The 24,110-nt window shown below is 40.6% G+C and carries 22 protein-coding genes; 10 read left to right on the forward strand and 12 right to left on the reverse strand.

Annotation, left to right across the window (positions count from 1 at the left end; all coding sequences use genetic code 11):
* Positions 1 to 132: 132 nt before the first annotated feature.
* Positions 133 to 561, forward strand: coding sequence for a DUF4268 domain-containing protein (locus tag NMS_RS09595; RefSeq protein WP_041496511.1), 429 nt, complete (start codon positions 133 to 135; stop codon positions 559 to 561).
* Between the two features lies 1 nt (position 562).
* Here NMS_RS09595 and NMS_RS09600 read toward each other — a convergent pair whose 3' ends face one another.
* Entirely contained in the window at positions 563 to 925 is a 363-nt protein-coding gene (locus NMS_RS09600; protein WP_158448992.1) for an Hpt domain-containing protein, read from the reverse strand.
* A 16-nt stretch (positions 926 to 941) separates the two neighbouring features.
* The gene (locus NMS_RS09605) at positions 942 to 2,480 is read right to left on the reverse strand and encodes a YifB family Mg chelatase-like AAA ATPase (protein WP_041496513.1); all 1,539 of its coding nucleotides are present in this window, start codon (positions 2,478 to 2,480) and stop codon (positions 942 to 944) included.
* A gap of 208 nt (positions 2,481 to 2,688) precedes the next feature.
* Here NMS_RS09605 and NMS_RS09610 point away from each other — a divergent pair, with 208 nt between their 5' ends.
* Both NMS_RS09610 and NMS_RS09615 read left to right on the forward strand, forming a co-directional pair.
* Positions 2,689 to 3,258: a nitroreductase family protein gene (locus NMS_RS09610; RefSeq protein ID WP_041496514.1), complete on the forward strand. Its 570-nt coding sequence runs from the start codon at positions 2,689 to 2,691 to the stop codon at positions 3,256 to 3,258.
* 140 nt (positions 3,259 to 3,398) lie between these two features.
* Positions 3,399 to 5,324, forward strand: coding sequence for a DEAD/DEAH box helicase (locus tag NMS_RS09615; RefSeq protein ID WP_041496515.1), 1,926 nt, complete (start codon positions 3,399 to 3,401; stop codon positions 5,322 to 5,324).
* 196 nt (positions 5,325 to 5,520) lie between these two features.
* Here NMS_RS09615 and NMS_RS09620 read toward each other — a convergent pair whose 3' ends face one another.
* The 6 genes from NMS_RS09620 to NMS_RS09645 all read right to left on the reverse strand — a co-directional run bounded on the left by NMS_RS09620 (position 5,521) and on the right by NMS_RS09645 (position 12,990).
* On the reverse strand, positions 5,521 to 6,060 hold the full coding sequence (locus NMS_RS09620; protein WP_041496516.1) for a hypothetical protein: 540 nt from the start codon (positions 6,058 to 6,060) through the stop codon (positions 5,521 to 5,523).
* A gap of 181 nt (positions 6,061 to 6,241) precedes the next feature.
* Positions 6,242 to 8,149 (reverse strand): acetate--CoA ligase, encoded by a 1,908-nt coding sequence (acs, locus tag NMS_RS09625; protein WP_041496517.1) that lies wholly within the window; start codon positions 8,147 to 8,149, stop codon positions 6,242 to 6,244.
* Between the two features lie 175 nt (positions 8,150 to 8,324).
* A complete protein-coding gene (locus NMS_RS09630) occupies positions 8,325 to 9,095 on the reverse strand; it encodes a S1/P1 nuclease (protein WP_041497636.1) in 771 nt (256 codons plus the stop codon).
* 52 nt (positions 9,096 to 9,147) lie between these two features.
* Entirely contained in the window at positions 9,148 to 9,621 is a 474-nt protein-coding gene (locus NMS_RS09635; RefSeq protein WP_041496518.1) for a YehS family protein, read from the reverse strand.
* Positions 9,622 to 9,680: 59 nt separating this feature from the next.
* A complete protein-coding gene (locus tag NMS_RS09640; RefSeq protein ID WP_041497638.1) occupies positions 9,681 to 10,931 on the reverse strand; it encodes an amidohydrolase family protein in 1,251 nt (416 codons plus the stop codon).
* Between the two features lie 76 nt (positions 10,932 to 11,007).
* Positions 11,008 to 12,990, reverse strand: a complete 1,983-nt coding sequence (locus tag NMS_RS09645; RefSeq protein ID WP_052476887.1) for an endonuclease — start codon at positions 12,988 to 12,990, stop codon at positions 11,008 to 11,010.
* 124 nt (positions 12,991 to 13,114) lie between these two features.
* Between NMS_RS09645 and NMS_RS09650 the strand changes: the two genes are divergently transcribed.
* On the forward strand, positions 13,115 to 14,281 hold the full coding sequence (locus NMS_RS09650) for a DUF3095 family protein (RefSeq protein ID WP_041496519.1): 1,167 nt from the start codon (positions 13,115 to 13,117) through the stop codon (positions 14,279 to 14,281).
* A gap of 110 nt (positions 14,282 to 14,391) precedes the next feature.
* Here NMS_RS09650 and NMS_RS09655 read toward each other — a convergent pair whose 3' ends face one another.
* A complete protein-coding gene (locus tag NMS_RS09655; protein WP_041496520.1) occupies positions 14,392 to 15,840 on the reverse strand; it encodes a glyceraldehyde-3-phosphate dehydrogenase in 1,449 nt (482 codons plus the stop codon).
* Positions 15,841 to 16,005: 165 nt separating this feature from the next.
* A complete protein-coding gene (locus NMS_RS09660) occupies positions 16,006 to 17,409 on the reverse strand; it encodes a trypsin-like peptidase domain-containing protein (RefSeq protein ID WP_041496521.1) in 1,404 nt (467 codons plus the stop codon).
* A gap of 113 nt (positions 17,410 to 17,522) precedes the next feature.
* On the opposite strand from NMS_RS09660, the gene dapF reads away from it, so the two are divergent.
* The 6 genes from dapF (at position 17,523) to NMS_RS09690 (ending at position 21,965) form a co-directional block, all read left to right on the forward strand.
* Positions 17,523 to 18,305, forward strand: a complete 783-nt coding sequence (dapF, locus tag NMS_RS09665) for a diaminopimelate epimerase (protein ID WP_041496522.1) — start codon at positions 17,523 to 17,525, stop codon at positions 18,303 to 18,305.
* The gene (locus NMS_RS09670; protein ID WP_041496523.1) at positions 18,302 to 18,823 is read left to right on the forward strand and encodes a GNAT family N-acetyltransferase; all 522 of its coding nucleotides are present in this window, start codon (positions 18,302 to 18,304) and stop codon (positions 18,821 to 18,823) included. The genes dapF and NMS_RS09670 overlap by 4 nt, the downstream gene beginning before the upstream one ends.
* Positions 18,816 to 19,862, forward strand: coding sequence for an endolytic transglycosylase MltG (gene mltG / locus NMS_RS09675; protein ID WP_041496524.1), 1,047 nt, complete (start codon positions 18,816 to 18,818; stop codon positions 19,860 to 19,862). The genes NMS_RS09670 and mltG overlap by 8 nt, the downstream gene beginning before the upstream one ends.
* A 255-nt stretch (positions 19,863 to 20,117) precedes the next feature.
* Positions 20,118 to 20,774 (forward strand): hypothetical protein, encoded by a 657-nt coding sequence (locus NMS_RS13530; RefSeq protein WP_052476889.1) that lies wholly within the window; start codon positions 20,118 to 20,120, stop codon positions 20,772 to 20,774.
* Between the two features lie 124 nt (positions 20,775 to 20,898).
* Positions 20,899 to 21,156, forward strand: coding sequence for a hypothetical protein (locus tag NMS_RS09685; RefSeq protein WP_041496525.1), 258 nt, complete (start codon positions 20,899 to 20,901; stop codon positions 21,154 to 21,156).
* 26 nt (positions 21,157 to 21,182) lie between these two features.
* Positions 21,183 to 21,965 carry an Fpg/Nei family DNA glycosylase gene (locus NMS_RS09690; RefSeq protein ID WP_041496526.1) on the forward strand — a complete coding sequence of 261 codons (783 nt, stop codon included), beginning with the start codon at positions 21,183 to 21,185 and terminating at the stop codon, positions 21,963 to 21,965.
* A 199-nt stretch (positions 21,966 to 22,164) separates the two neighbouring features.
* On the opposite strand, the gene NMS_RS09695 is transcribed toward NMS_RS09690, so the two are convergent.
* Together NMS_RS09695 and NMS_RS09700 are read right to left on the reverse strand one after the other, a co-directional pair.
* The gene (locus NMS_RS09695; RefSeq protein ID WP_041496527.1) at positions 22,165 to 22,836 is read right to left on the reverse strand and encodes a YggS family pyridoxal phosphate-dependent enzyme; all 672 of its coding nucleotides are present in this window, start codon (positions 22,834 to 22,836) and stop codon (positions 22,165 to 22,167) included.
* Positions 22,829 to 24,055 (reverse strand): DUF1015 domain-containing protein, encoded by a 1,227-nt coding sequence (locus NMS_RS09700; RefSeq protein ID WP_041496528.1) that lies wholly within the window; start codon positions 24,053 to 24,055, stop codon positions 22,829 to 22,831. The genes NMS_RS09695 and NMS_RS09700 overlap by 8 nt, the downstream gene beginning before the upstream one ends.
* Between the last annotated feature and the right edge of the window lie 55 nt (positions 24,056 to 24,110).

Below are 24,110 nucleotides of genomic sequence, written 5' to 3' on the forward strand. Positions count from 1 at the left end.
CCCTTGAGGATCGTTTTTTTTGCTTTCAAGAAGTTTTACATAGCCGAAGTTTATGCTGAACTCGCGGAAGTATGAAAGGGAAATCACCTAGAGCATCCCAATCAACACAATAACGAGTTGTATTTTTACGGCATGTATTCAAAGGAAGAAGCAAAGCAAATACGACAGGATTTTTGGACCTTTTTTGGGAAACGGTACCACCGCAAGTGGACTTTGTACGATACAAAAATTAAGGATATCAATCTGAAATTTTCCATGGAAGATCCACGGGCAATGGTTTCAATAGATGTGGAACATGATGATGACGTTTTCCGCGAGTATTATTTTGATAAGTTGAAAAGCCTAAAGTCTATTTTAATAGAAGAAGTTTCTGAAGATTTGGTTTTTGATCCACACTACCTTCTAGAGTCAGGAAAAGAAATTTCTAGAATCTATATCTATCTAGAGCCGGTTAAATTAATGCGTAAAACAGACTGGCCTAAGATTTATGAATTTTTCTATAAGTATATGGATCGCCTAGAAACCTTTTTCTGGGAATATCAAGATTATATCAAGGAGTAAATTATCTCCTTTTTAAGCTTTTTATAGTTCTCATAATCAACTTCAAACCCTCTTCATAACCGTCTTGAAACTGCTTGAAAAGCCTTGGAATCTCTTCAATTTGTTCCTTTCTCTTTGCACGGTTTTCAATTTCTTGTAGCAATAGAGTTTCCTTTTCCATGCCCAGCATTCGATAACTACTTTTCACCTTGTGTGCGAGAAGGCCAGAGGCATAATAATCCTCAATAGACATCTTGTTTTTAAGGTCCTCATAATCATTAGGAACCTCAATCATAAACATTTCCAGCACCGCGATAAATGTTTCTGGATCGTCGCCGAAGGATTCCTTTAATTGTTCTAATTCTAAAATATCATTTTCACTCATAATCATTTGTTTTAGGTCATCCCAACCAGCCATCGCGATCCAGACTGCGGTACTGGATTGCCTCAGCAATGTGTGTTCCGGTTACTTGTTCACTAGCCTCTAAATCGGCAATTGTACGGGAAACTTTTAATATCCTATCATAAGCACGGGCGCTCAAATTCAGTCGCTCCATAGCCTGTTTTAATAATTGTTTGCTAGCATCGTCTAGGGCACAATGCTGTCTAATTTCTTTACTGCCCATTTGGGCATTATAGTGGGTTTTTTCGCTTTCGCGAAAGCGTTCCGTTTGCACATTCCTTGCTGCGGTCACTCGCTCGCGTATCACGGTCGACTTTTCAGCCGTGCGCTCTTCCGTCAATTTCTCAAAAGGCACAGGTGTGACTTCTATATGTATATCAATCCGATCCAATAAAGGCCCTGAGACTTTGCTCAAATACCGCTGCATTTCTGCAGGACTGCTTTGAACAGGCGCGCTAGGGTCATTAAAATAACCGCTAGGACTAGGGTTCATACTCGCGACTAGCATAAAGCTAGAAGGGTAAGTTATTGTAAATTTTGCTCTAGAAATAGTCACCTCGCGATCTTCTAGAGGTTGTCGCATGACTTCCAGTACACCGCGTTTAAATTCAGGAAGCTCATCTAAAAATAAGACACCATTATGACTTAATGAAATTTCACCAGGCTGCGGGTAAGCTCCACCGCCGACTAGTGCTACATCTGATATCGTATGATGCGGACTGCGAAATGGCCGTTGCGCCATTAGACCAGCTTTTTCAAGTGTTCTTCCAGCAACGCTATGTATCTTAGTCGTCTCTAAAGCTTCCTGCAAAGTCATTGGTGGCAAGATGGATGGCAAGCGTTTAGCAAGCATGGTTTTTCCAGCGCCCGGTGGTCCTATTAAAATGATATTATGTCCTCCAGCGGCTGCAATTTCCATACAGCGCTTGATGGACTCTTGACCTTTCACATCTGCAAAATCAAACTCCGGATGCTCTAGAGCTTGAAAGAATTCATCTCTGGTGTCCACAATGGTCTCCTCAAGTTCTTGACCTTTATCAAAAAAGTCAATGACCTGAGATATGTTGTTGACGCCATAGACTTTTACATCATTGACAATTGCCGCTTCACGTGCATTTTGAGTGGGTAAAATAAAACCCTTAAAACCTTCCTGACGTGCCTTAATTGATATAGGTAAAGCTCCCTTGATAGGCTGCAGCGTGCCATCTAGAGACAACTCCCCCATAATAATGTACTTGTCTAAATCATCTGCTTTTATTTGGTTTGAGGAAACTAAAATCCCCATCGCCAGGGGTAAATCATAAGCACTTCCTTCCTTTCTTAAATCTGCAGGAGAGAGGTTGATGATCAACTTCTTACCGGGCATTTTATAACCCACGTTAGATAGAGCCGCTGCAATTCTATAGGAACTCTCGCTTATGGCTTTGTCTGGCAATCCCACAAGATGGTACCCGATACCGGTGGCTGAATTTACCTCGACGGTAATCGTGGTAGCCTCAACACCGAAAACGGCACTCCCATAAACCTTAGTTAACATCCTTAGAATTTTAGAATAAAAGTAAGATAAAAAGCATGAAACATCCATGTTCATACGATTATTAGGATGTACCACCGTTTTGGGCGTTTTTTGCCTAATTAGTAGTCATTAATTTTCAAATTTCCTTAGAATTCTATATCTAGTAATTTAAATAGATTTGATGCTTGTTACGCTTTCGCGAAAGCGCGCTCCTTCCTATCTTTAGTTCATGCAAACATTATTACAAAAAATACAACAACGTCGTTCCATTTTTCCTAAAGACTATACTGGTGACGCAGTATCGAGCGAGCATATGGATCAAATTTTAGAAGCCGCAAGATGGGCGCCCACGCACAAAAAGACCCAGCCCTGGAAATACAAGGTGTTCCAAGGAAATGGGCTGAAGCAGTTGGGCGATTTTATGACCGCTCAGTTTGTAAAGGATTCTGGAAAAGCAGAAAGTTTTAAGTCAAGAAAACTTGCCGAAAAAATGCAGCAGTCATCAGCGGTGGTATTAATATTCTTGAACAGGCAAATCAAAGAGTCATTGCCAGAATGGGAAGAAGTCGCAGCTGTATCTATGAGCGTTCAAAATATGTGGCTGACGGCTCATGATTTGGGTTATGGATGTTATTGGAGCTCTCCTAAATCCTTTGCTAAAATGCAAGAATTTGAGGCGATCGATCTGGAGTCGAACGATCAGTTTCTAGGTTTTCTCTACATAGGAACAGTAGACTCCCAACCAGAAGAACTACCAAAACGCAAATCGGTAGAGGAATTTGTACAATTCATTAATTGACCTATAACTTTTGTAGCTTTATGATAGGTGCGTGTCAAACCTGTGATTCACTGGTTTTATCAACTGATTGTCAAAAAGTTAATACAATAGTTATTGCGAGGAATTAATCGTACTTTTGCAAAATAATTAAATACTGTTATTTGAAAAATTTTGAAGCCTTAGGGCTCTCACAGCCGTTACTTGACGGCCTCGCTGAAATGGGATTTGAAACCCCAACTGAGATTCAGCAACAGTCCATTCCCCTTTTATTGCAACATGATGGAGACTTTATAGGTCTCGCGCAAACCGGTACGGGAAAAACTGCTGCTTTTGGTTTACCCTTATTGGATCTTATAGATTTGAACTCGAGAGAAACGCAAGCCTTAATACTTGCACCTACTCGAGAACTTGCTCAACAAATTTGTGGGCAAATGGAGCAAATGTCCCAAAAGTTGGGCAAGCTTAATGTAGTTCCCGTTTTTGGAGGAGCTAACATCATGAACCAGATACGTGACATACGTCGTGGCGCCCAGATTGTGGTAGCCACACCAGGTCGTTTGATGGACTTGATGAAACGTAAAGAAGTGAATCTTGATTCCCTCAAATTCATGGTACTCGATGAGGCCGATGAGATGCTGAACATGGGATTCAAGGAAGACATCGACTTCATCCTTTCTAAAAGTGATGGCGGTCGTAAAATCTGGCTGTTCTCTGCTACTATGGCTCGCGAGATCAAGCGCATTGTCGATACCTACATGGTACAACCGGAAGAGGTACGTATCAATCAAGAGAATATTGTAAATACCAATATTGAACACAAATCTGTTCAATTAAAGGCATCTGATAAGATTGAGGCATTACGTCGTTACCTGGATTATGATGCAGATATGTTTGGCGTCGTATTTTGTCGTACCAAACGTGATACGCAAAAAGTAGCAGATGAGTTGAATAACAATGGTTATGCAACTGAAGCGTTGCATGGTGATATGTCTCAAGCCCAGCGTGATGCAGCCATGAAGAGATTCCGTGATAAGAATTTGAAATTGTTGATCGCAACAGATGTTGCTGCTCGTGGTATTGATGTAGATGATATTACTCACGTAATTCACTTTGCTTTACCAGATGATCCAGAGTTTTATGCACACCGCTCTGGTCGTACAGCTCGTGCAGGTAAAAAGGGAGTTTCATTAGCCTTGATTACTAAAGGAGATACAAGAAAACTGAAGTATATCGCTAGCAAACTGGGAATTAGTTTTGCTCCAGGTGAAGTGCCAGCATTAGAGGCAATTACTCAAAAACGTATTACTCGATGGTCTGAAAACCTGAAGAATCAAGAAGTGAATCCTAAAATCAGCGATGAGCTGATGAGTACGGTTATTGCTGAATTTGATGAGGTATCTAAGGAAGATTTAATCGCAAGATTATTGACTAAAGAATACAATTCTATTTACAAGCGCAATTCCATTAAGGATGTAAATGACCGTTCTAAAGGACGTGATGACGACCGTGGCGATCGAGGAGATCGCGGTGGACGTAGAGATCGTGGGCCTAAAAACGCTAGAGGTAAGGAAGAAGGAATGAAAACTTATTTCGTTAACCTCGGTCGTAAAGACAACATCAATAAAGGTGCTTTGTTAGGTTACGTTTGTGATGCTACTGGACTTACAGGTGATGACATAGGACGTATCGTACTTGATGGCGCTCATTCTTTCATGGACGTAAAGCAAGAAGTTGCTGCACAAATGGAAAAATTGAACGGTATGCAACGTGATGGGCGAGAGGTTCGAGCTAATGAGCATCATGGTCAAGTAACCGAGTCAAGAGATCGCGGCGACCGTAAAGGTGGTGGCGGTTACAAAGGAAAACACGATGGCGGTGGTGGTTTCAAGGGACGCAGATCTGACGATTCTAAAAGTGGCGGTGGATACAAAGGACGCAGGTCTGATGGAGATTCCTCCTCAGCTCCTAGGTCTGGAGGTTTCAAAGGTCGTAGCACCAAGACGTCTGATGATAGTTCAAGATCACGTTCTTCAAAGCCTAGTGGTGATAAAGGAAGATCTAAGTTCTTTGGTAAGAAATGGGACTAGGTAATTTCTAGTTTTATAAATATTCAAAATCCCATCGTATTGATGGGATTTTTTGTTTGTATTAAAAGTGAATTCTGCGGATTGATATTTTCTTATGCTAATTGGGGGGGGCAGTAGAAGTCTGGTTGGTTTCGACCAGAAAAATATTTTTTTGCATTCTGCTATAGTTAATCATATTTGACGATGATTAAGTATTTTATAATACACTTAAAGTTTCAAACATCGCGTTTGAATCCTTTAAGTGCTTAGAGAAAAGCTCGTTGTTAGCACCATAAGAGTAAACATATATCTCGTCCTCAATTTTAAAAACCCTATCCAATTTTATATAAGATATATTATTCAAAACGAAACTTTGACGAATTAAATAAGTATCTCCTTGAGCTGTTTTTTCAAAACTCTTTTCGATTTTGTGATTTTTGTAAAAACGGGATCTCTGATAATTTTTTTCTACAAAATCATTCAAATTATCTGAGGGCTCCTTCTTAATATCATATTTTAATATAAGGACAGATGCCTTGAAATACCTATTATTATAAATTTCTGGTTTGTAGCTTAAATCACCATGAATATTATTAAATGAATGCCAACCAACCGGAATTGCCAAGCTGTATGTCATGTTTTCTGTAGATTCAGGCGTTGAGTAATTACTTCTAGCATTTTTTTCCTTACTACTAGCACAGCTGAAACTTATAAACAGTATCAATAATATCGTTAAACCTAAAATTGCCTTATTCATAATAACTGTTTTTATAGCTTAAGTTTAATAGAATCCTTAAAAATGAATATTAGGACTCATGATGTAAAGATGGGAGTTTTTGGTGGTGAATCGCAGTTTTTAATTTATTTCAAAAAATAGTTTGACAATTTTGACATTTTAATCAAATATTTCTGCTTTGCAAAACTAAGGTAACAGGCATTTACAATCTTGTATCTATAATCTCCTGAACCACTTCAGGATTCAATAGCGTGGAAATATCTCCCAATTCATCCATCTCACCAGAAGCAATTTTGCGTAATATGCGTCGCATGATTTTTCCAGACCTGGTTTTAGGAAGTCCAGAAGTGAACTGAATTTTTTCCATTTTGGCAATCGCACCTATGCGTTCTGAAATGAGTTGGTTGATCTCGTTGCGCAAGTTGTCGTGATTGCGATCCTCACCAGTTTCTTTAAGAATCACGTAGCCGTATAACGAATTGCCTTTGATATCATGTGGGTATCCCACGATAGCGCTTTCTGCAACTGCAGGGTGTTCATTGATGGCATCTTCAATAGGCGCTGTTCCCAGATTATGACCTGAAACGATGATGACATCATCTACTCGGCCAGTAATGCGATAATATCCTGTAGCGTCCCTTAGAGCGCCATCGCCAGTAAAGTAAGTTCCTGGAAAAGCGGTAAAATAAGTTTCTTTAAACCGATCATGATCGCCGTATATACTGCGAGCGATTCCTGGCCATGGGAATTTCATGCACAAAAACCCGGAGACTTGGTTGCCCTTGAGCTCCTCACCATCTTTGTTCATTAATGCGGGCTGTATTCCCGGCAGCGGTAAGGTAGCAAAAGTGGGGATGGTAGGTGTGGCAAATGGAATAGGGCTGATCATGATACCACCGTTTTCCGTCTGGAACCAGCTGTCTACAATAGGGCAGTTTTTCTTCCCAATATTATCGTTGTACCAGTGCCAGGCTTCTTCGTTAATAGGTTCCCCTACGGTTCCTAGAATTTTTAGCGAACTCAAATCGTATTTTTCTACATGGCTTAGGTTTTCTTTAGCCAATGCACGGATCGATGTTGGAGCAGTGTAAAATTGGTTGACTTTGTGCTTGTCTATAACCTCCCAAAATCTTCCCCAGTGTGGGTATTGAGGTACACCTTCAAACATAAGACTTGTAGCTCCATTCAGCAATGGCCCGTACACAATATAACTGTGTCCGGTAATCCAACCTATGTCTGCACTGCACCAGTAAACATCTGGCTGCTGGTATTGGAAGACGTTTTTAAAAGTATAGGCACTATATACCATGTAGCCAGCGGTAGTGTGTAACATGCCTTTAGGTTTTCCTGTAGACCCTGATGTATAGAGAATGAAAAGTGGATCTTCCGCCTCCATCATTTCAATGGGGCAATGGTCAGATGCTTTTTCCAATAGTGGTTCAAGCCAATGATCCCTATTTTCTTTCATTTTAACCTCGGTTCCTGTGCGTTTCACGACCAGGACACTTTCAATTGATGGCGTTTCCTTTAAAGCCTCGTCTAGGATACCTTTAAGATCTATACTTTTGGTGCCACGATACGAGCCGTCGCTGGTAATTACCATTTTACAACTCGCATCATTAATTCTAGTTTGCAAGGCGGTACTAGAAAACCCAGCAAAAACAACCGAATGTACAGCACCTATGCGAGCACAGGCGAGCATCGTCACCGCTAGATCTGGAATCATGGGCAAATAAACACATACACGGTCGCCGCGTTGTATGCCTTGATCTTTAAGAACATTGGACATTTTACAAACCCGAGAGTGCAATTCCTTATAAGTAATATGCTGTGCAGGCTCTGATGGATCGTTAGGCTCAAAAATAATCGCCGTCGTGTCGCCTAGGGCATAGAGGTGCCGGTCTAGACAATTCTCAGTAATGTTGAGCTGAGCACCTTGAAACCATTGAATTTCAGGTTTATGAAAATCCCATTGCAGTACCTGATCCCAGCGTTTGCGCCAGACAAAATTCTCCTCAGCAATTTCTGCCCAAAATTGTTCTGGTTGCTGGACAGACTTACGGTATACTTGAAAATATTCTTCTAATCCTTTGATATGGTAATTGCTCATGACAACTGCTTTAGGCCATCAAAAGGTAAGCACATCTATTGAATTTCGCGAATCAGATTTTAAATATCGAGGCTTGTTCTTTTCTTCTTGTTTGCAAAACAATGGATGTGGAGTTCGCTTTCGCGAAAGCGAACTTCTGACAAGTTAAGTGGGTCAGTATATGAAGGGTTGCCGCCTAACCCAATAATTCATTGAGCAATGCCGCTAAACGGACGCCACCTTTCTGCAGCTGGTTGCGAACGGTAGACATGTAATCGTACATATAGCGGTAGCCTAGTTTTTCACCTACTTCAGTATTTGCGTACACGTCTTTAACAAGAACACGGCTGTCTTTCATCCAGTCCCGGTGGGTTCCAGCCGCCATAACCTCGCGTTCTTTTTTAGTTAAATGTGGCATATTATCAGCTAACTCCGTATAAGACATTCCGAAGCTCTCAATCATTTTAGTATCCCAAACGCTATGCAAGTTTGTTCCATCGTTGAACCAGCGCACTTGAAAATCATTACCACCTTTATCTTCACTTATACCTACGTGCATAGGCTGGTGCAAGTCGCCTATAAAGTGAACTAATAAGCGCAAGTGAAATGCTTTGTCTTCCTTGCTTGTTAAAGATGATTTAAGGACTTCAATGCATTTATCGATGCCTTGAATAATGTCGCCACGATCGTTGTGTGGGTGTTCCTCATAGGTACTATCAAAAGGTACGTTGACATAATGCCATGGGCCATAAGCACGGTAGGCATCGTCACTTTTAATCTCGTCAGCATATGTGGAGGTCAAGGCCAGCGATTGACCGTCTAGAAGATCAGCAATAGCTTTTTGTGCTTTCTTGTTCAAATATTGCTCTGCTATTTCTCCTGTAGCGCGGTGGCCCGTTTGGCCCCAATCATAGGCTTGAGCGTTAAAGGAAATGAAGCCAATGAATAAAACGAAAAGATATTTCATAGGATAGTATTGTCTAAGGTTAAAAATGTGTGATAAAAGTTGAAAATAGGGACTACAATTTTGCTCTTTGCGCATCGCGTTGCTTTTGGAATCCTGTCAGGAAATTACGCAAATATTGATCATTGAGGGGTTTGTATTTCGCATGTTTCGGATTGCGGAAAAATGCGCTCAACTCCGTCGTGCTTACATTTTGACCGCCTAGACGCAGTAAATAAACGATTTCTTCCGCTTTAAAATTGAAGGCTATTTTGAGTTTACGCAGGATAATGTTGTTATCGAGAACAACCTCCGCCACGGGCGTGCGACCTTCTTGTTTGCCTCTATAATTAACGATGACTCCATTGAGAAATGTTGCCAGATTTTCATCAATCACTACATCAAAGGCTTCATCTTCTTCTTTTTTCAACCAGTCGCTAACTTCAGCTCTAGAAACGGGTTCACCGCCTTTAGCATAGATGTCCATCATGGCATCGTCGCTCAAGTTGAGAATGTAACGCAGGCGTCTTAAAATATCGTTGTTATCCATGTGTTATCTAAGTAGCAGTAGCAAAGATAAGAGTTCGCTTTCGCGAAAGCGAACTTTATTCAATTCTCATTTTTATAAATCACACCATCCTTCATAACAAAATACACCTGGCGCATGGCTTTGATGTCCTGAGTAGGATCGCCATCTACAGCGATCAAGTCGGCAAGTTGATTGTTCTTGATGGTACCTAGTTGTTCCAGGTGAAATATCTGTGCGTTACCAGAGGTTGCTGTTTTGAGCACATCGATAGGAGACATGCCATAATTTACCATCAATTCCAGCTCCCGGTAATTCTCACCATGAGTAAAAACGCCAACATCCCCACCAAAGGCGATGGTAACGCCACTTTTTAGAGCTTGTTGAAAGGATTTCTTCTTTTGAGTAATGCGTTCAGGTTCTGGATCGCTGGCTTTGTTCCAGCCGTTGTACTGTAAAATGGCATCACCTGCTGCAAGGGTAGGGCATAACGCAACATTGTGCTTTTTCATGAGCTCATAAATCTCTGGCGTCGCTGCATCGCCATGTTCAATGGTCTCGACGCCGCCTAGAATAGCCCGTCGCATACCTTCTGGAGTACTGGCATGAGCGACGGCATGGGTTCCAGCGCTTTTTGCTGTTTCTACCATCATTTTAATTTCTTCTAATGAAAAAGTAGGCTGTGATGGAGCACCGGTTTGCCAGCGGTAGTCTGCATAGATTTTAATAAAATCAGCACCATTACCTATTTGACGTCGCACGGTGGCGATTACATCATTGCCGCTGGCTTCTTCTGCACCTAAAGGCACAGTAACGCCATCGTGAAAACCTTTGGGGCCGTAAGCTCCCGTAGCTACGATGGCAGGACCAGCCACTAATAATCGAGGTCCGGGAATGATGCCCTGATCGATGGTTTTCTTAATGTAAACATCGCTGTAACCAGCACCTTCCGCACCCAAGTCTCTCATAGTGGTAACTCCTGCCATTAGCGAATTGCGCACATGATTGGTCGCTCTAATGGATCGCTCGACTGGCGACTCTTTTAACACCTGATCGTTCCAAGAGGTCTCGTTATAGGGATGCAACAAAATATGGGAATGACCTTCAATAATTCCAGGCATCAAGGTTTTTCCAGAAAGTAAAATTTCTTCAGTTCCCACAGGAATTTTGATGGCAGCTCGTCTGCCCACTTGAGAGATCTTATTACCTTCTATCAAAACGACCCAGTCTTTATGTGTTTCCACACCATCAAATACTTGATCTGGAACTAATAAAAATTGGGCATCAACAGTCGTAAAAGAAATGATGATTAGGAAGTAAAGAATAGTTTTCATAGCCATAAAGTAAGTCAAAAAAAAGAGTCCATCCCAGATTGAGGATAGACTCTTTTCAAAAAATAGATCGATCTATTTATCGAACTACGATCTTCTTAGTCACGGATCCTTTTGAATTACTCATTTGCAATAAATAAATACCGCTGGAAAGGCTGTGATCAATACGACCGTTTTGGGTAATCTCTTGATTCAATGCCGTTCTCCCCAAGGCATCAATGATGCGTACCTGAGTAGGTTCTGTCACGTTTTTAAGAAATAAGAATGCATTAGATGGATTAGGATAAATGACGATACCGCTTAATGTATTGCTTTCGCTAGAAAGCGTGTAAGTTTCACCCTGCTTGTTGCCCCAGATAAATTCTACTAATTCAGGGTCATCAATAAATGGGTTTCTGTTGATTTGCCATTCATATATAACATTGTTGCGATTCATTTCAAAATCATCTGGTGGATCCTGGCGATGCCATTGCAGCAATGTCGCTAGATCACCTAACTCGCCTAAACCAGAATCAGGATCTCCATCGACTACATCAATCCCACTATATCTTAAGGCCATGTAAAAAGCAGATCGTGCCACATCGCCATGCCAGCTTCCTTGACTTCCAGTAGGGCCATTATAAAATGAGCCTCCTATACCATAATTTTTATTTCCTCGAGAAGAATTGGTACCGGAATCTGCAGCTCTTAAATGATGGGCATCGCTGTTGCCGTGACGTAAACTGTCCACACTGGTTTCTACCCAGACATTAATTCCATCTGCAATATCATCCTCTTTTATACTGAAGTAACCACCACGAGATCTGGGAAATACATGCTCTCGATTCCAAGAACTTCCAGAGTTTGAATTGCCTTGAAAGTAGACGTCTCTTATTTCATCTTCGGTATAAAGCAACCAGACTTTATTAGAGTTGGTAGGCGTGGCATCTGCATCTCGAAGTATGGTAGTAATATCAGCATAGGTATGCTCTCTTACCACTCCTGTTTGAGCAATAATATCCGTAATCGCGGCTTCTAATTGTGGAGAAGCTAGATTTTCTAGGGAATTGTAGTAATCTGCTGGCGCTGTACTGGCAACCAGGCCATAAGTAGGGTTTAAGGGTGTTCCATAATTTGAAACTTGGAAGTCATCATCAATAACTAAATAAGTTACATTGTCTCGCAATCTCTTGTAGCCCGCTGGTAAATTATTACCTAGGTTGATTCTCAAAAATTCATCGCCCTCATCAATGGTATCGTCGACCAGATTAAAATCTAAGGTTTGTGATGTTCCACCGGCTGGAATGGATATGCTTGTCATACCTGTAAAATCTGCAGTAGTAAAACCTCCATTGCTTAAGGAAAAGTTCAAGTTAAAATCTTCAGGGGCTGGTTTTGTGAGCGTAAATTCGATACTGAAAAAATCACCTTCATTCAAGTTTTCTGTTGCGATAATGGTAAAATTCAACCCTATATAGGAAGGTTCAGTCGTGTCGTTTAAGGAGTGTGGAGTAGGAGTTTTTGCCTCATAAGTACCATCTGCCTTGCGTTGCAAAGAGTTTGTGTTGTTACCTGCGCCTTCGTTGTATTGAACTTGCTCGCCCAGTAAATCTAAGAGTTCTTGGGCATCTGGATCATTAGTTCCATAAACAAGCGCATCGATTAAGGTCTGATCGTTTCTAGCAAAAGTCAAATCTGGAAAATCAGATGGTTCACCTATATATATGGCAACACCATCGGCTCCGTTTTGGAATACACCTCGACCATCACCTAATAATCGATCTACGGCAGGGTTCACATCAGAACTTCCTAAAACCACGAGTCCATTGGAGTCAGAAACCAGTCCGTCCAGGTCTTCCACATAATAACTGCGTCCTTGACCTGTACTTGAGGTGCTGGAACCATTAAAAAGCACCATTATGTATCCATCAAGGGGTTCAAAAGGGTTGTCTGTTTTAAGTTCAATAAACTCTTCTAGATCAACACTTGGGGTATCGGCGTCTAATTCGTTAATAATAATTTGTGAGTTCGCTTTCGCGAAAGCGAAAATTACCACCACAGCTGTAAGTAAAATATTCTTCATAGGAACCTTTATGGGTTGTGTAAAAATACGGGATCATGGCAAGTTCAATGATACCTTAATGTTAAGACTGTTATTTTAAGAGTTTCTCGACGGATTATCGATTGCGATCTGTGTAAGTTTGACTATGACAATTGATAGAACGGACTATTTTTATTCAGATTTGCATGTTTTTACTGGTGCGTTGCCAGAAATTTATTCAAATCCTAGATCCTTTTCTAAGGTTCCAGACGCCTGGAACATTGTAGTGACTGATGTTGAAAATTCTACCGATGCCGTAAAAAATGGTAGGCAGCAGGAAGTAAATTTAGCTGCTACTGGTAGTATTGTTGCCTGTATCAATATTTCAAGAGATGCAGGATTAGAAATTCCGTTTTTCTTTGGTGGTGATGGGGCTACATTATTGATTCCTGATAAGATTCTGCAAGATTGCCTTCATGCGTTAAGCCTACATCGCGAAAGGTGTTTGACATCTTTTGGCTTTCACCTGAGAGTAGGCTATCGCACCGTGCACCAAATGAGGTCTCAAGGTTGTCAGCTGCACATCAGTAAATTCAAGAGGAATTTATACCATGTCATGCCACTGATTGTAGGCGACGCCTTACAGCGCGCAGAAAACGAAATTAAGGGAAATGAACCACAAGACTTCGGAATAGAGGAGTTACAAACGAGAATGCTCAATCTAGAAGGCATGGAATGCAAATGGGACAAAATATCTCCACCTAAAGATGAGAACGAGGTGCTTTCCTTAATCATACACGCAACTGACGTGCTTTATCAGCACGATGCTTACAGCGCTATTTTGAAACGAATTGATGAGATTTATGGAGAAGACACAGAGCGTAATCCAGTCTCGCTAAAACACCTAAAGATGGTGAACCGATTTAACCAACTTAAAAATGAAGTTAAAATAAAATATGCTACTTCTGACCTTAGAAAAATGATCAGTTCTTTCGCTAGGTCGATGTTTGGGAAGCTATACATCAAGTTTACAGAAAAAGGCCGAAATTATTTAACAGAGCTGATACAATTGACGGAAGTATTGTTGCTTGATGGTTCCATCAATACGGTCATCACAGGTTCTATTGAACAGAGGGAACAGCTTTTTGAAATGCTGGATAATATGGAACGCAATCAACAGATCAGCTATGGCTTTTATTCTAGTAAAAGCAGTATTCTGTCTTGTTATGTAACAGCGATCGATGATTACCATATTCACTTTTTAGATGGAGATAATGGTGGCTACACTCAGGCAAGTAAAATTCTTAAGAAAAAACTACGAGCCACAGGATAAAGCAAACTTCAAATTTCTCAAAAGTAATAGAGCCACCTTTAATAAGGTGGCTCTATCTTAAAACTCTAGGGGTTATCTGAAAGCAATAGTTGTTCCTAGAATTTCCAATGTTAATAGTAGGTGAATCGGCGCACCTTAGCGATATACTTAGCGAGTCGTATCACCTGGTGGCTGTAACCGTATTCATTATCATACCATACGTAAACGACAACTTTTTTACCATCAGCACTCACAATAGTAGCGTTAGAATCATAAATCGACGGTGCGTTAGAACCTACAATATCAGTAGAAACCAACTCATTATCGATACTGTATTTGATTTGCTCTACCAGATCACCTTCAAGCGCATATTTCTTTAATGTGGCATTCAGCGCATCCTTACTTGTGGTGTTTTCCAACTCTAAATTCAAAATAGCCAGGGAACCGTTAGGCACTGGTACTCTAATCGCATTTGAAGTTAACTTTCCTTCAAAAGAAGGCAATGCTTTACTTACAGCGCTACCGGCTCCAGTTTCAGTGATTACCATATTTAAAGCAGCAGCTCTACCGCGACGGTATTTGCTGTGCATGTTATCTACTAGATTTTGATCGTTAGTATAAGCGTGAATGGTTTCAAGATGACCACTTACCACGCCAAAACTATCTTCAATCGCTTTCAATACTGGAGTAATCGCATTTGTCGTACAACTGGCTGCTGAGAAAATATCTACATTATCTGGGGAGTGATCTAGATGATTTACTCCATGAACAATGTTAGGAATCCCTTTTCCAGGGGCAGTAAGCAATACCTTATGCGCTCCTTTTGCTTTTAAGTGTCTTTTCAACGCCTGATCATCACGGAAGGCTCCTGTGTTATCGATGATCAAGGCATCATTAATACCATAGGCGGTATAATCAATATCCTCTGGAGCATTTGCACTGATGATTTTTACAGTGGTGCCATTAATTATTAATGACTCATCATCAACATTATAACTAACAGTACCAGAAAAATTACCATGAACGGAATCCTGGGCTAGGAGAGAAGCTCTTTTTTCAAGAACGTTCTCTGTAATTGCACCACGAGTTACAATTGCTCTCAATCGCAATTGACTTCCTTTACCAGCTTTAGTCATCAACTCACGAGCCAGTAAACGGCCTATACGACCAAAACCGTAAAGCACTACATCTTTTGGAGTAATTTCTTCTGTGCCTTTGGCATCTCCTAATTTTTTAGAAACAAAAGCAGTAGCTTCTTGCAGTTCATTTTCTTCTAGATGGTATTCATAAGTCAATTTACCAATATCCAACTTTGATGGTGGAAGGTCCAATGATAGAATAGCTTGAGCGATCTCAACGCTATCAAAAATGGAAATAGGCTTTTGAACAAATTCGCCAGCATATTCATGCAAGTTGATGATCTCGCTCACATTGCGATCGATCAATTGATTTCTAAACAATACCAATTCAATGGACTTATCGTACCATAGATCACTAACCGCTTTAATGAAAGCTACCGCAGCGCGCCGGCGATCGGTTTGAAATGCTAGTTCTTTTTCGTAGATATCTACTTGACTCATGAAATTATTTTTTTTGCAAAAATAGTCTTCTCCAACGTTTTCGTAAAATATGGTAGTGTTTTTTTCGCTTTCGCGAAAGCGAACTCCAAAAGATTATAAACCTTTTAAATATAGGTCATAAAAAAGCCCGATCTATGCGTCGGGCTTTTGTACTATTTAGTAGGCTTAATCAGCGATCAATCGTAATCTTTCTGTTTCACCTTTTGCATTTTTTAACTCTATGATTAAACTTTCATTAGGAGTTACTTTTTGCATCAGCGATCTAAGGTCTTCCACGTTCTTTACTGACCTGTCGTTAATTTTAGTAAGAACATATCCAGTCATATCATACCTAGCAAGGTTTCCTTGAGTTCCAACGATACGGACACCATCGTTGACTTGAAACTCTTCTTTTTCATCACTATTTAAATCTCTCAAGTCCATTTCTAAAGCAGGAATGGTCACAGTAGAATTTTTAGTGATTTCGATTTCTAAATCACGCTCCTTACCGTTTCTCAAAATTCGAGCGGTTACACGGTCACCTGGATTTTTACTGCCTACATAACCAGTCAAATCAGCAAACGATTTCATACGAACGCCATCAATATCGGTAATGATGTCGCCTTTTCTCAATCCCGCCATATCAGCACCACTATCGGTTACAACCTCGCTCACATAAATACCTTCACTGCTGCTCAAGCCCATTTCTGTAGCTACTTTACCATTAATTTGACCTCCCGAAATTCCCAGCATTCCTTTTTGTACGAAGCCAAATTCCATCAAATCCTGTATCACTTTACGGGCATTATTAGAAGGTACCGCAAAAGAATAACCAGTATAAGATCCAGTAGGCGACTGGATGGCAGTATTGATACCTACCAACTCACCGCGAGTATTGACCAAGGCTCCACCAGAGTTTCCCGGGTTTACCGCAGCATCAGTTTGAATAAAACTTTGTGGGGTACTATCTCGCACATCGAGATCACGTCCTTTGGCACTTATAATTCCTGCGGTCACAGTGCTAGTCAAATTGAACGGGTTCCCAACGGCGAGTACCCATTCTCCAATCTTCACTTGATCTGAATCGCCAAAGGCGACAAAAGGCAAGTCTGCATCAGTTTCAATTTTTATTAGGGCAATATCAGAAGTTGGTTCTGTACCTACCACCGTGGCCTTGTAAGTACGATTGTCGTTCAAGGTCACTTCAAGTGCAGAGGAATTAGCAATCACGTGATTATTGGTGACAATATATCCATCCTTAGTTATTATAACGCCGCTACCAGTACCTATAGCTTGTTGCTGTGGGACTCTACCGTACATATAATCTCTCATGGTAGGCCTGCCTCTAGAAACCGTTAGGTTCTTTACGTGGACAACGGCATGGACTGTTTTTTCAGCAGCTTCAGTAAAATCTACACCGGCTATAGAGGTGTTTTCCTCATAACTCACGGGAGTTACAGGTAGAAAAGATTCAGTGTTGCCTATTTGGATTTGGGATTCAGGACTATCTTCTATGAAGATTTTGTACGATCCCAATATAATGGTACCGCCTAAAACTGCGGCACCCATGGTTTTAAGTATTGAATTCATAAATAGGGTTTTATAATTTGTAAACTTTTAAAATTTAATTTCATTGTACTTCAATCCTGTATTAACCCGTATTTAACAAGCGGTATTTTTAGCGTTCCTCTTACATTTGCAAGATGAATTCCATTACATTTTATAAATATCAAGGTACAGGCAACGATTTTATCATTATTGATGATCGTCAGGAAGAGTTCTCCAAAAAAGATACCAAACTTATCCAGAGCTTCTGCGACCGAAAATTTGGCATAGGTGCTGACGGCCTCATCCTCCTTCAAGAACATAGACTACACAATTTCAAAATGGTTTATTTCAATGCAGATGGAAATGAAAGCAGCATGTGCGGTAACGGCGGTCGTTGTGTGGTCAGTTTTGCTCAGTTTTTAGGGCTTGTAAATGAAACGGCTACATTTGAGGCGATTGATGGATTACATGAAGCTCGATTGTTTGATAATCATATAGTCAGTCTACAAATGAAAAATGTGAATTCATTACAAATGTTTGATGGACATGTGTTTATGGATACAGGATCTCCTCATCATGTAGAATTGACAGACAATGTCGATCATGTGGACGTACCTACTCAAGGGCGCTACTTGCGTAATGAATTGTACGGTGCTGCTGGAGCAAACATTAACTTTGTACAATCGCAAACCGCAAGTGTATTTAAGGTACGCACCTACGAGCGTGGGGTGGAAGATGAAACTTTAAGTTGTGGTACTGGAGTCACCGCGGTAGCACTTGCCATGCATAAAACAGGACAGACTCAATCACAAGAGGTAACATTAGAAACCCCAGGTGGAAGTTTGAAAGTGAGTTTTGAACCCACACCGCAAGGTTATGAGAATATTTGGCTTACCGGTCCTGCTGTACAAGTATTTAAAGGAACCATAGTCCTATGATCCTACAAACTGAAACTTGTAAACTGCGTGCGGTGGATCCAGAGGATCTAGATTACATCTATGAGTTGGAGAATAATCCAGCGATATGGGATGTAGGACACACTTTAACGCCTTATTCCAAGTTTACTATTAGAGAATATCTGGAAAACGCGCACCGCGATATTTATGAAGTCAAGCAGTTGCGTATGGCGATTTGTAAGAAGGATGACACCATAGTAGGAGTGGTAGACCTTTATGATTTTGATCCTTATCACAAACGCGCTGGTGTGGGTATCGTGATACCTCAAGACTTTGATAGATCAAAAGGTTTTGCGAGTGCAGGTTTGCAAATGATGATTGACTACAGTTTTAATAGACTGCGGTTGCACCAATTGTATGCTGGTATCGCTGCTGATAATCTGGCGAGCAGAAAATTATTTGAGAAATTACGCTTTCGCGAAAGCGGAACAAAAACAGACTGGATTGCAACAGAAAATGGATTTAAGGACGAAACTATGTATCAACTGATCAATGAATAATTTTAAAAAGATACTCCTAGGTGTGGTATTAGTAGGACTAGTAGTAATGGCAGTTTTTGCCTACCGTGTCTACAGCACTTTCTTTACTCCTAATACCAACTTCACCACAGACACTTATGAAGTGTTGATCCCGACAGGTGCTGATTACAATCAAGCTTTCTTAATTATTGCAGATGCCGTAGCAGATCGAGATGAATTTCATCAAACCGCCGTGCGTAAGGGGTATGTGAAAAATGTAAAGTCAGGCCGGTTTCTTTTGAAGCCAGGCATGTCGAATAACGATATTATCAATACGGTGCGCTCTAAAAATATACCGTTGAATATACGCTTCAACAATCAGGAGCGCTTAGAAAATCTTGCGGGACGCATAGCGTTACAAATTGAGGCAGACAGCGCCTCTTTGATTCAAGCGATGAGAGATTCAACGTTCTTGAAGCAGAATGGATTTACCCAACAAAATGCATTGACCATGTATTTGCCTAATCAATATGAGTTTTACTGGAACAGCAGCGCCACTACCTATAGAGACCGTATGTTGAACGCTTATAAGAACTTTTGGAATGAAGCTCGTCTAGCTAAGGCTCAAAAAATAGGATTGAGCCCTCAAGAAATTACTGTGCTGGCCTCAATAGTGCACAAGGAAACAGCAAAGGCAGATGAGCGCCCTAAGGTAGCTGGTGTTTATATGAATCGATTGAAAGACGGTATGAAACTAGACGCAGATCCTACTGTCATCTATTCTAAAAAACTATTGGAGGGTGATTTTGACCAAGTGATCAAACGTGTCCTATATAAAGATCTAGAACTTGACAGTAAATATAACACCTACAAATATTCAGGATTACCTCCAGGGCCTATAGTTACTGCAGATTTAAACGCGATCGATGCGGTTTTGAATTTTGAAAAACATGATTATTACTACTTCGTCGCAGATGTGCAAAACTTTGGTTATCACAAGTTTGCAAAAAACCTAGCTCAGCATAATGCCAATGCCGCAGAATATAGAAAATGGATTCAACAGCAGAATATCAACCGCTAGTTGAAAATTGACGTTTTAGCCTTTCATCGTTTTAAACAATTGTAGGAATTTACATCAAAAACATAAATATTTCTTAAAGAAGTAGGTCAATTTTAAGTTTTGTGAGCCTACTGTTCATGGCGTATAAGAGCACTTTCGCACCTCCTAAAAACCCCTAAGTTACTGTTTAACACTCTTTTGTGTTGAAACATGATATATGTCGTAAATTTGCAGCGCTTTTAGAAAGAGTGACAGCAACTTTCGAAATAGTAACTTATGAGAACACACTTTGTAAACTTTCTAGCTTATCCAGTCGTTTTGATCGCAGGTTTTTTTGTCTTCAAAAAGGATAACTTGAGTACTAAGAGTATTGCTGCACACCAGGAGTCAAAAATGACTTTCCTATCCAGCGCTGAGCCTATCTTCTATGGTCCAAACCAGGAAGATTTTGAAACCTTCACCCAAGACTTGAGATATTATTCTCTTGCTACTTCCCGTCCAGATTCTTTTATTTCTTTCAGAGAAGCACTTGCTTTCAAAGAAAGCCAAGGAAAATACGGCGTTGTGAATTCGTTGGGTTATTTAGGTAAGTACCAGTTTGGGATGTCCACGTTGCGCCTTTTTGGGGTACGTGATTCTTTGACATTCTTGAATTCTCCTAAATTACAGGAAAAGGTCTTTGTTAAGAATTTGCGTTACAATCACGACTTATTAGAAGATTATATCGAGAAATACGATGGTCAAAAAATAGGAGGTGTAGAAGTCACAGAAAGTGGTATCCTTGCAGCAGCTCATTTAAGCGGTGTAGGTGGTGTTAAGAAATATCTCAGATCAAATGGTCGAGGTCGCAGTCGCGATGCTTATGGGAGTTCTGTGCGAGGATATATGAAGAAATTTGCCGGTTATGATCTAAGTAAGGTCATGAAGAGATAATACAGCACCGGAATAGAAAATCAAAAACCCAACTTGAGAAAGTTGGGTTTTTTGCTTTGCGGTCAAATGGATCGTAGCTTAGTAAATTATAAGACTGGATACCAGTAAGGAGCTTAATAATAGGATGCACGAGAGATTACTTTTACTAAAACAAGGATATCAAGTAGTACTGTATCGTAATAAAAAGTACGGAACCACCAGAACCGATTTTAATAATGGTAAAAGCATTAAATTGTATGCCGAAGAGCTGGGCGGTACCGATTTTATAAGTCTCAATTATTACAGACTAGATTCTGGAGGTGTCTGTAAACCTTGTGAAATGCCTGAGGAAAAAGTGCTTGATTTCTTAAGGAATTATCAAATGGTAGAAGACTCCTTGTAATATCTATTATTTTCAAAAGAAAAAGCATGCCTGAATTACCAGAAGTCCATGGTTACAAAGTTTACATCGATAGCACCAGCCTGCACCAAAAGATAACTCAGTTTGATTGTAGGGATCAGCGCTTGTTGAAACAACCCCTTGCCGATTTTGAAAAACATCTTTTGGGTAAGGAGCTTTCTAAAACTCAAAGAATAGGCAAATACCTATTTATAGTGACTACGGGCGATAAGATCTTGGTTTTGCATTTTGGGATGACCGGACGGCCTAATTATTACAAGTCAGAGGAAGAACGGCCTAAGTTTGGGCACATAGTTTTGACTTTTGAAAACGGATTCCATTTCGCTTTTGAAAACAAAAGGAAATTCGGCTGGTGGGATTTAATAGATTCGGTTGAAGAGTTTAAAAAAGAACATGGTTTAAGTGATGATGCGAGAGACTTAAGTTTTGAAGATTTTAAGGCGTCTCTAGAAACCCGTAAAACGCACATAAAAAAAGTTTTACTAGATCAACGCGTGGCTGCAGGCGTAGGAAACTGGATGGCTGATGAAATTTTATATCAGGCTAGAATGCATCCCAAAAAGAAAGTGGAAGAGATGAATGAGGCTGATATTAAAAAAGTGTTTGATGCCATGAAAAAGGTTATCGAGGTGGCCATTGAGAAGGATGCTCATTACAGCGATTTCCCTGAGGATTTCTTAATGCATTTTAGAGAAAAAGGAGCAAAGTGCCATCACACTGACTGCGAGATTGAAAAGGTAAAACTAGGCGGTAGGAGCACGTATTTTTCTCCAGAGTGGCAGCAGATGTAATTCAATAGAGTCCTGCTCGACCTCTACTATCACTCGAACCTTCTTCTGGGGTGAAATAAATACTTAGAGTTATTTCGCTCGTTCTTACCTACAAGCTCTAACCAGCTGCTGCGGTGGACCCAATGCTTCCGTTACCTGTTTCGAGCGGCAGCCTGCCTGCAGCAGGCAGGTCGAGAAAAGGTTTGTTCTAAAACTTAATTCAATCCCGACTCCCAAAAATTGCACTTCCTATGCGCACCATCGTGCTGCCTTCTTCAAGTGCAATTTCATAATCTCCAGTCATCCCCATGGAAAGTTCTGTAAAGTCATGACGATCTGCTAATACATCGCCTGTTTTGATTTCTTCAAAAAGAGCTTTCAAGGTTTTGAACTCTTTACGCACTTGATTTTTATCGTCTGTAAAAGTTGCCATTCCCATCAGTCCTTTGATTTGAATGTTATCCAAACTTTTAAACGCATCCGACTTCAAGAACTCCGATAATTCCGCTTTGTCAAATCCGTATTTGCTCTCCTCTTCCGCAATGTGCATTTGAAGTAAGCAATCGATGACTCGATCGTTCTTTTTAGCTTGTTTATTCACTTCTTTCGCCAGTCTAGGCGAGTCCACACTGTGAATTAAATGAACGTATGGCGCCATATACTTGACTTTATTACGCTGCGTGTGACCTATCATGTGCCAATGAATGTCTTTGGGCAGCGTTTCCCATTTCTCGGTCATTTCCTGAATCTTATTTTCACCCAGGTGCCGCTGGCCCGCATCATAAGCCTCTTGCAAGTCGCTGTTAGGCTTTGTTTTACTGACGGCTACTAGAGTGGCTTGTGGCTCTACGCTTTCGCGAAAGCGAACTATTTGATCTGCTATTTTACTCATTTTCAAATTCGTAAATGATGAATCCGCTGGGTAATTTAGGGCGGATGTAAGTGCTTTTAGGGGGCATTTTAAGGTCTGCGTCTGCGATGGACTTCATTTGATCTACAGTAGCCGGGAAAAGTCCAAAACCGACTGCGTAAGCTCCTTTGTCGATTTTACTTTTCATAACTAATAGGTCTGACTTTCCATAACTATAATCGATGCGATTGTCGTTGCGTAAATCTTCAATACCTAAAATGGGTTTTAGAATCAAATCATAGAGCATTTGTGTATCGAGATCGTCGAGCGGCGTTTCTATTTTATGGATGTCCTTGCGCAGGTACAAGCTATAGAACTCCCCATCCAGATACATGCAGAAATGGTGCTTTTTAGATGGTTTGTAAATTTCCAAGTCATGATTTTTAATTCTAAAATGCTGATCGAGCTGGATTAAAAATGCCTCTTTAGAAAGTCCGTTAAGGTCTGTCACCATCCGGTTGAATTCATAGATGTTGAGTTGGCTTTCAGCAATAAGAAAACTCATAAAGTAATTGTAGCTCTCGTGTTGATCGCCCATTTCTTGTGAAAGCAAATGAGAGCTCGCACTGCGGTGGTGACCATCTGCGATATATAGCTCAGACTTCTCAGCAAATCGCTTCTCAATCATGCTGCAAATCGCTGGATCAGTGACTGCCCATATTTTATGCCTGTTAGAATCTGTAGTGGCAAAATCGTAAACTGGAAAAGTATCTTTGACTTGAGCGATGATCCTATTGACTTCTGCATCATCTTGATAGGTGAGCAAAACAGGCTCTGCATTGAAGCCTACAATTTTAAGATAATCCTTAAAAAGAATCTCGCGATGACTAAGGGTGTCCTCGTGTTTCTTGATTTTGTTATCTGCATAGTCTACAACGCTGGTCCCAGCGATAATACCCGTATAGCTGTGATGCGGGTCTGTATTCTCATAGATATAAAATGCAGGTTGTTCTTCCTGCATCAAATAACCTTCTTCCTTAAACTCTAGAAACCGGTTGCGTACTAGGTTGAAACGTTCCTCACCCGTAATCTCATGGCTGAACTTGTAACCCGGATTTAGAATTTGCAGAAAACTAAAGGGATTGTACTTGAGCTGCATCTCCAATTCTTCCACAGAGTAATCCTGATAACTGCGCGATATCAAGTGCGCTGCCTTGTCAGGAGTGGATCTGGTGGCTTTAAAGGGTTTTACTGTTGGCATTTAATTATCGATTTATACTTCAAAAATTGAAAAGCAGTTTACCATGGTTGGTTCC

Source organism: Nonlabens marinus S1-08, assembly GCF_000831385.1.
GTDB classification, from domain to species: domain Bacteria; phylum Bacteroidota; class Bacteroidia; order Flavobacteriales; family Flavobacteriaceae; genus Nonlabens; species Nonlabens marinus.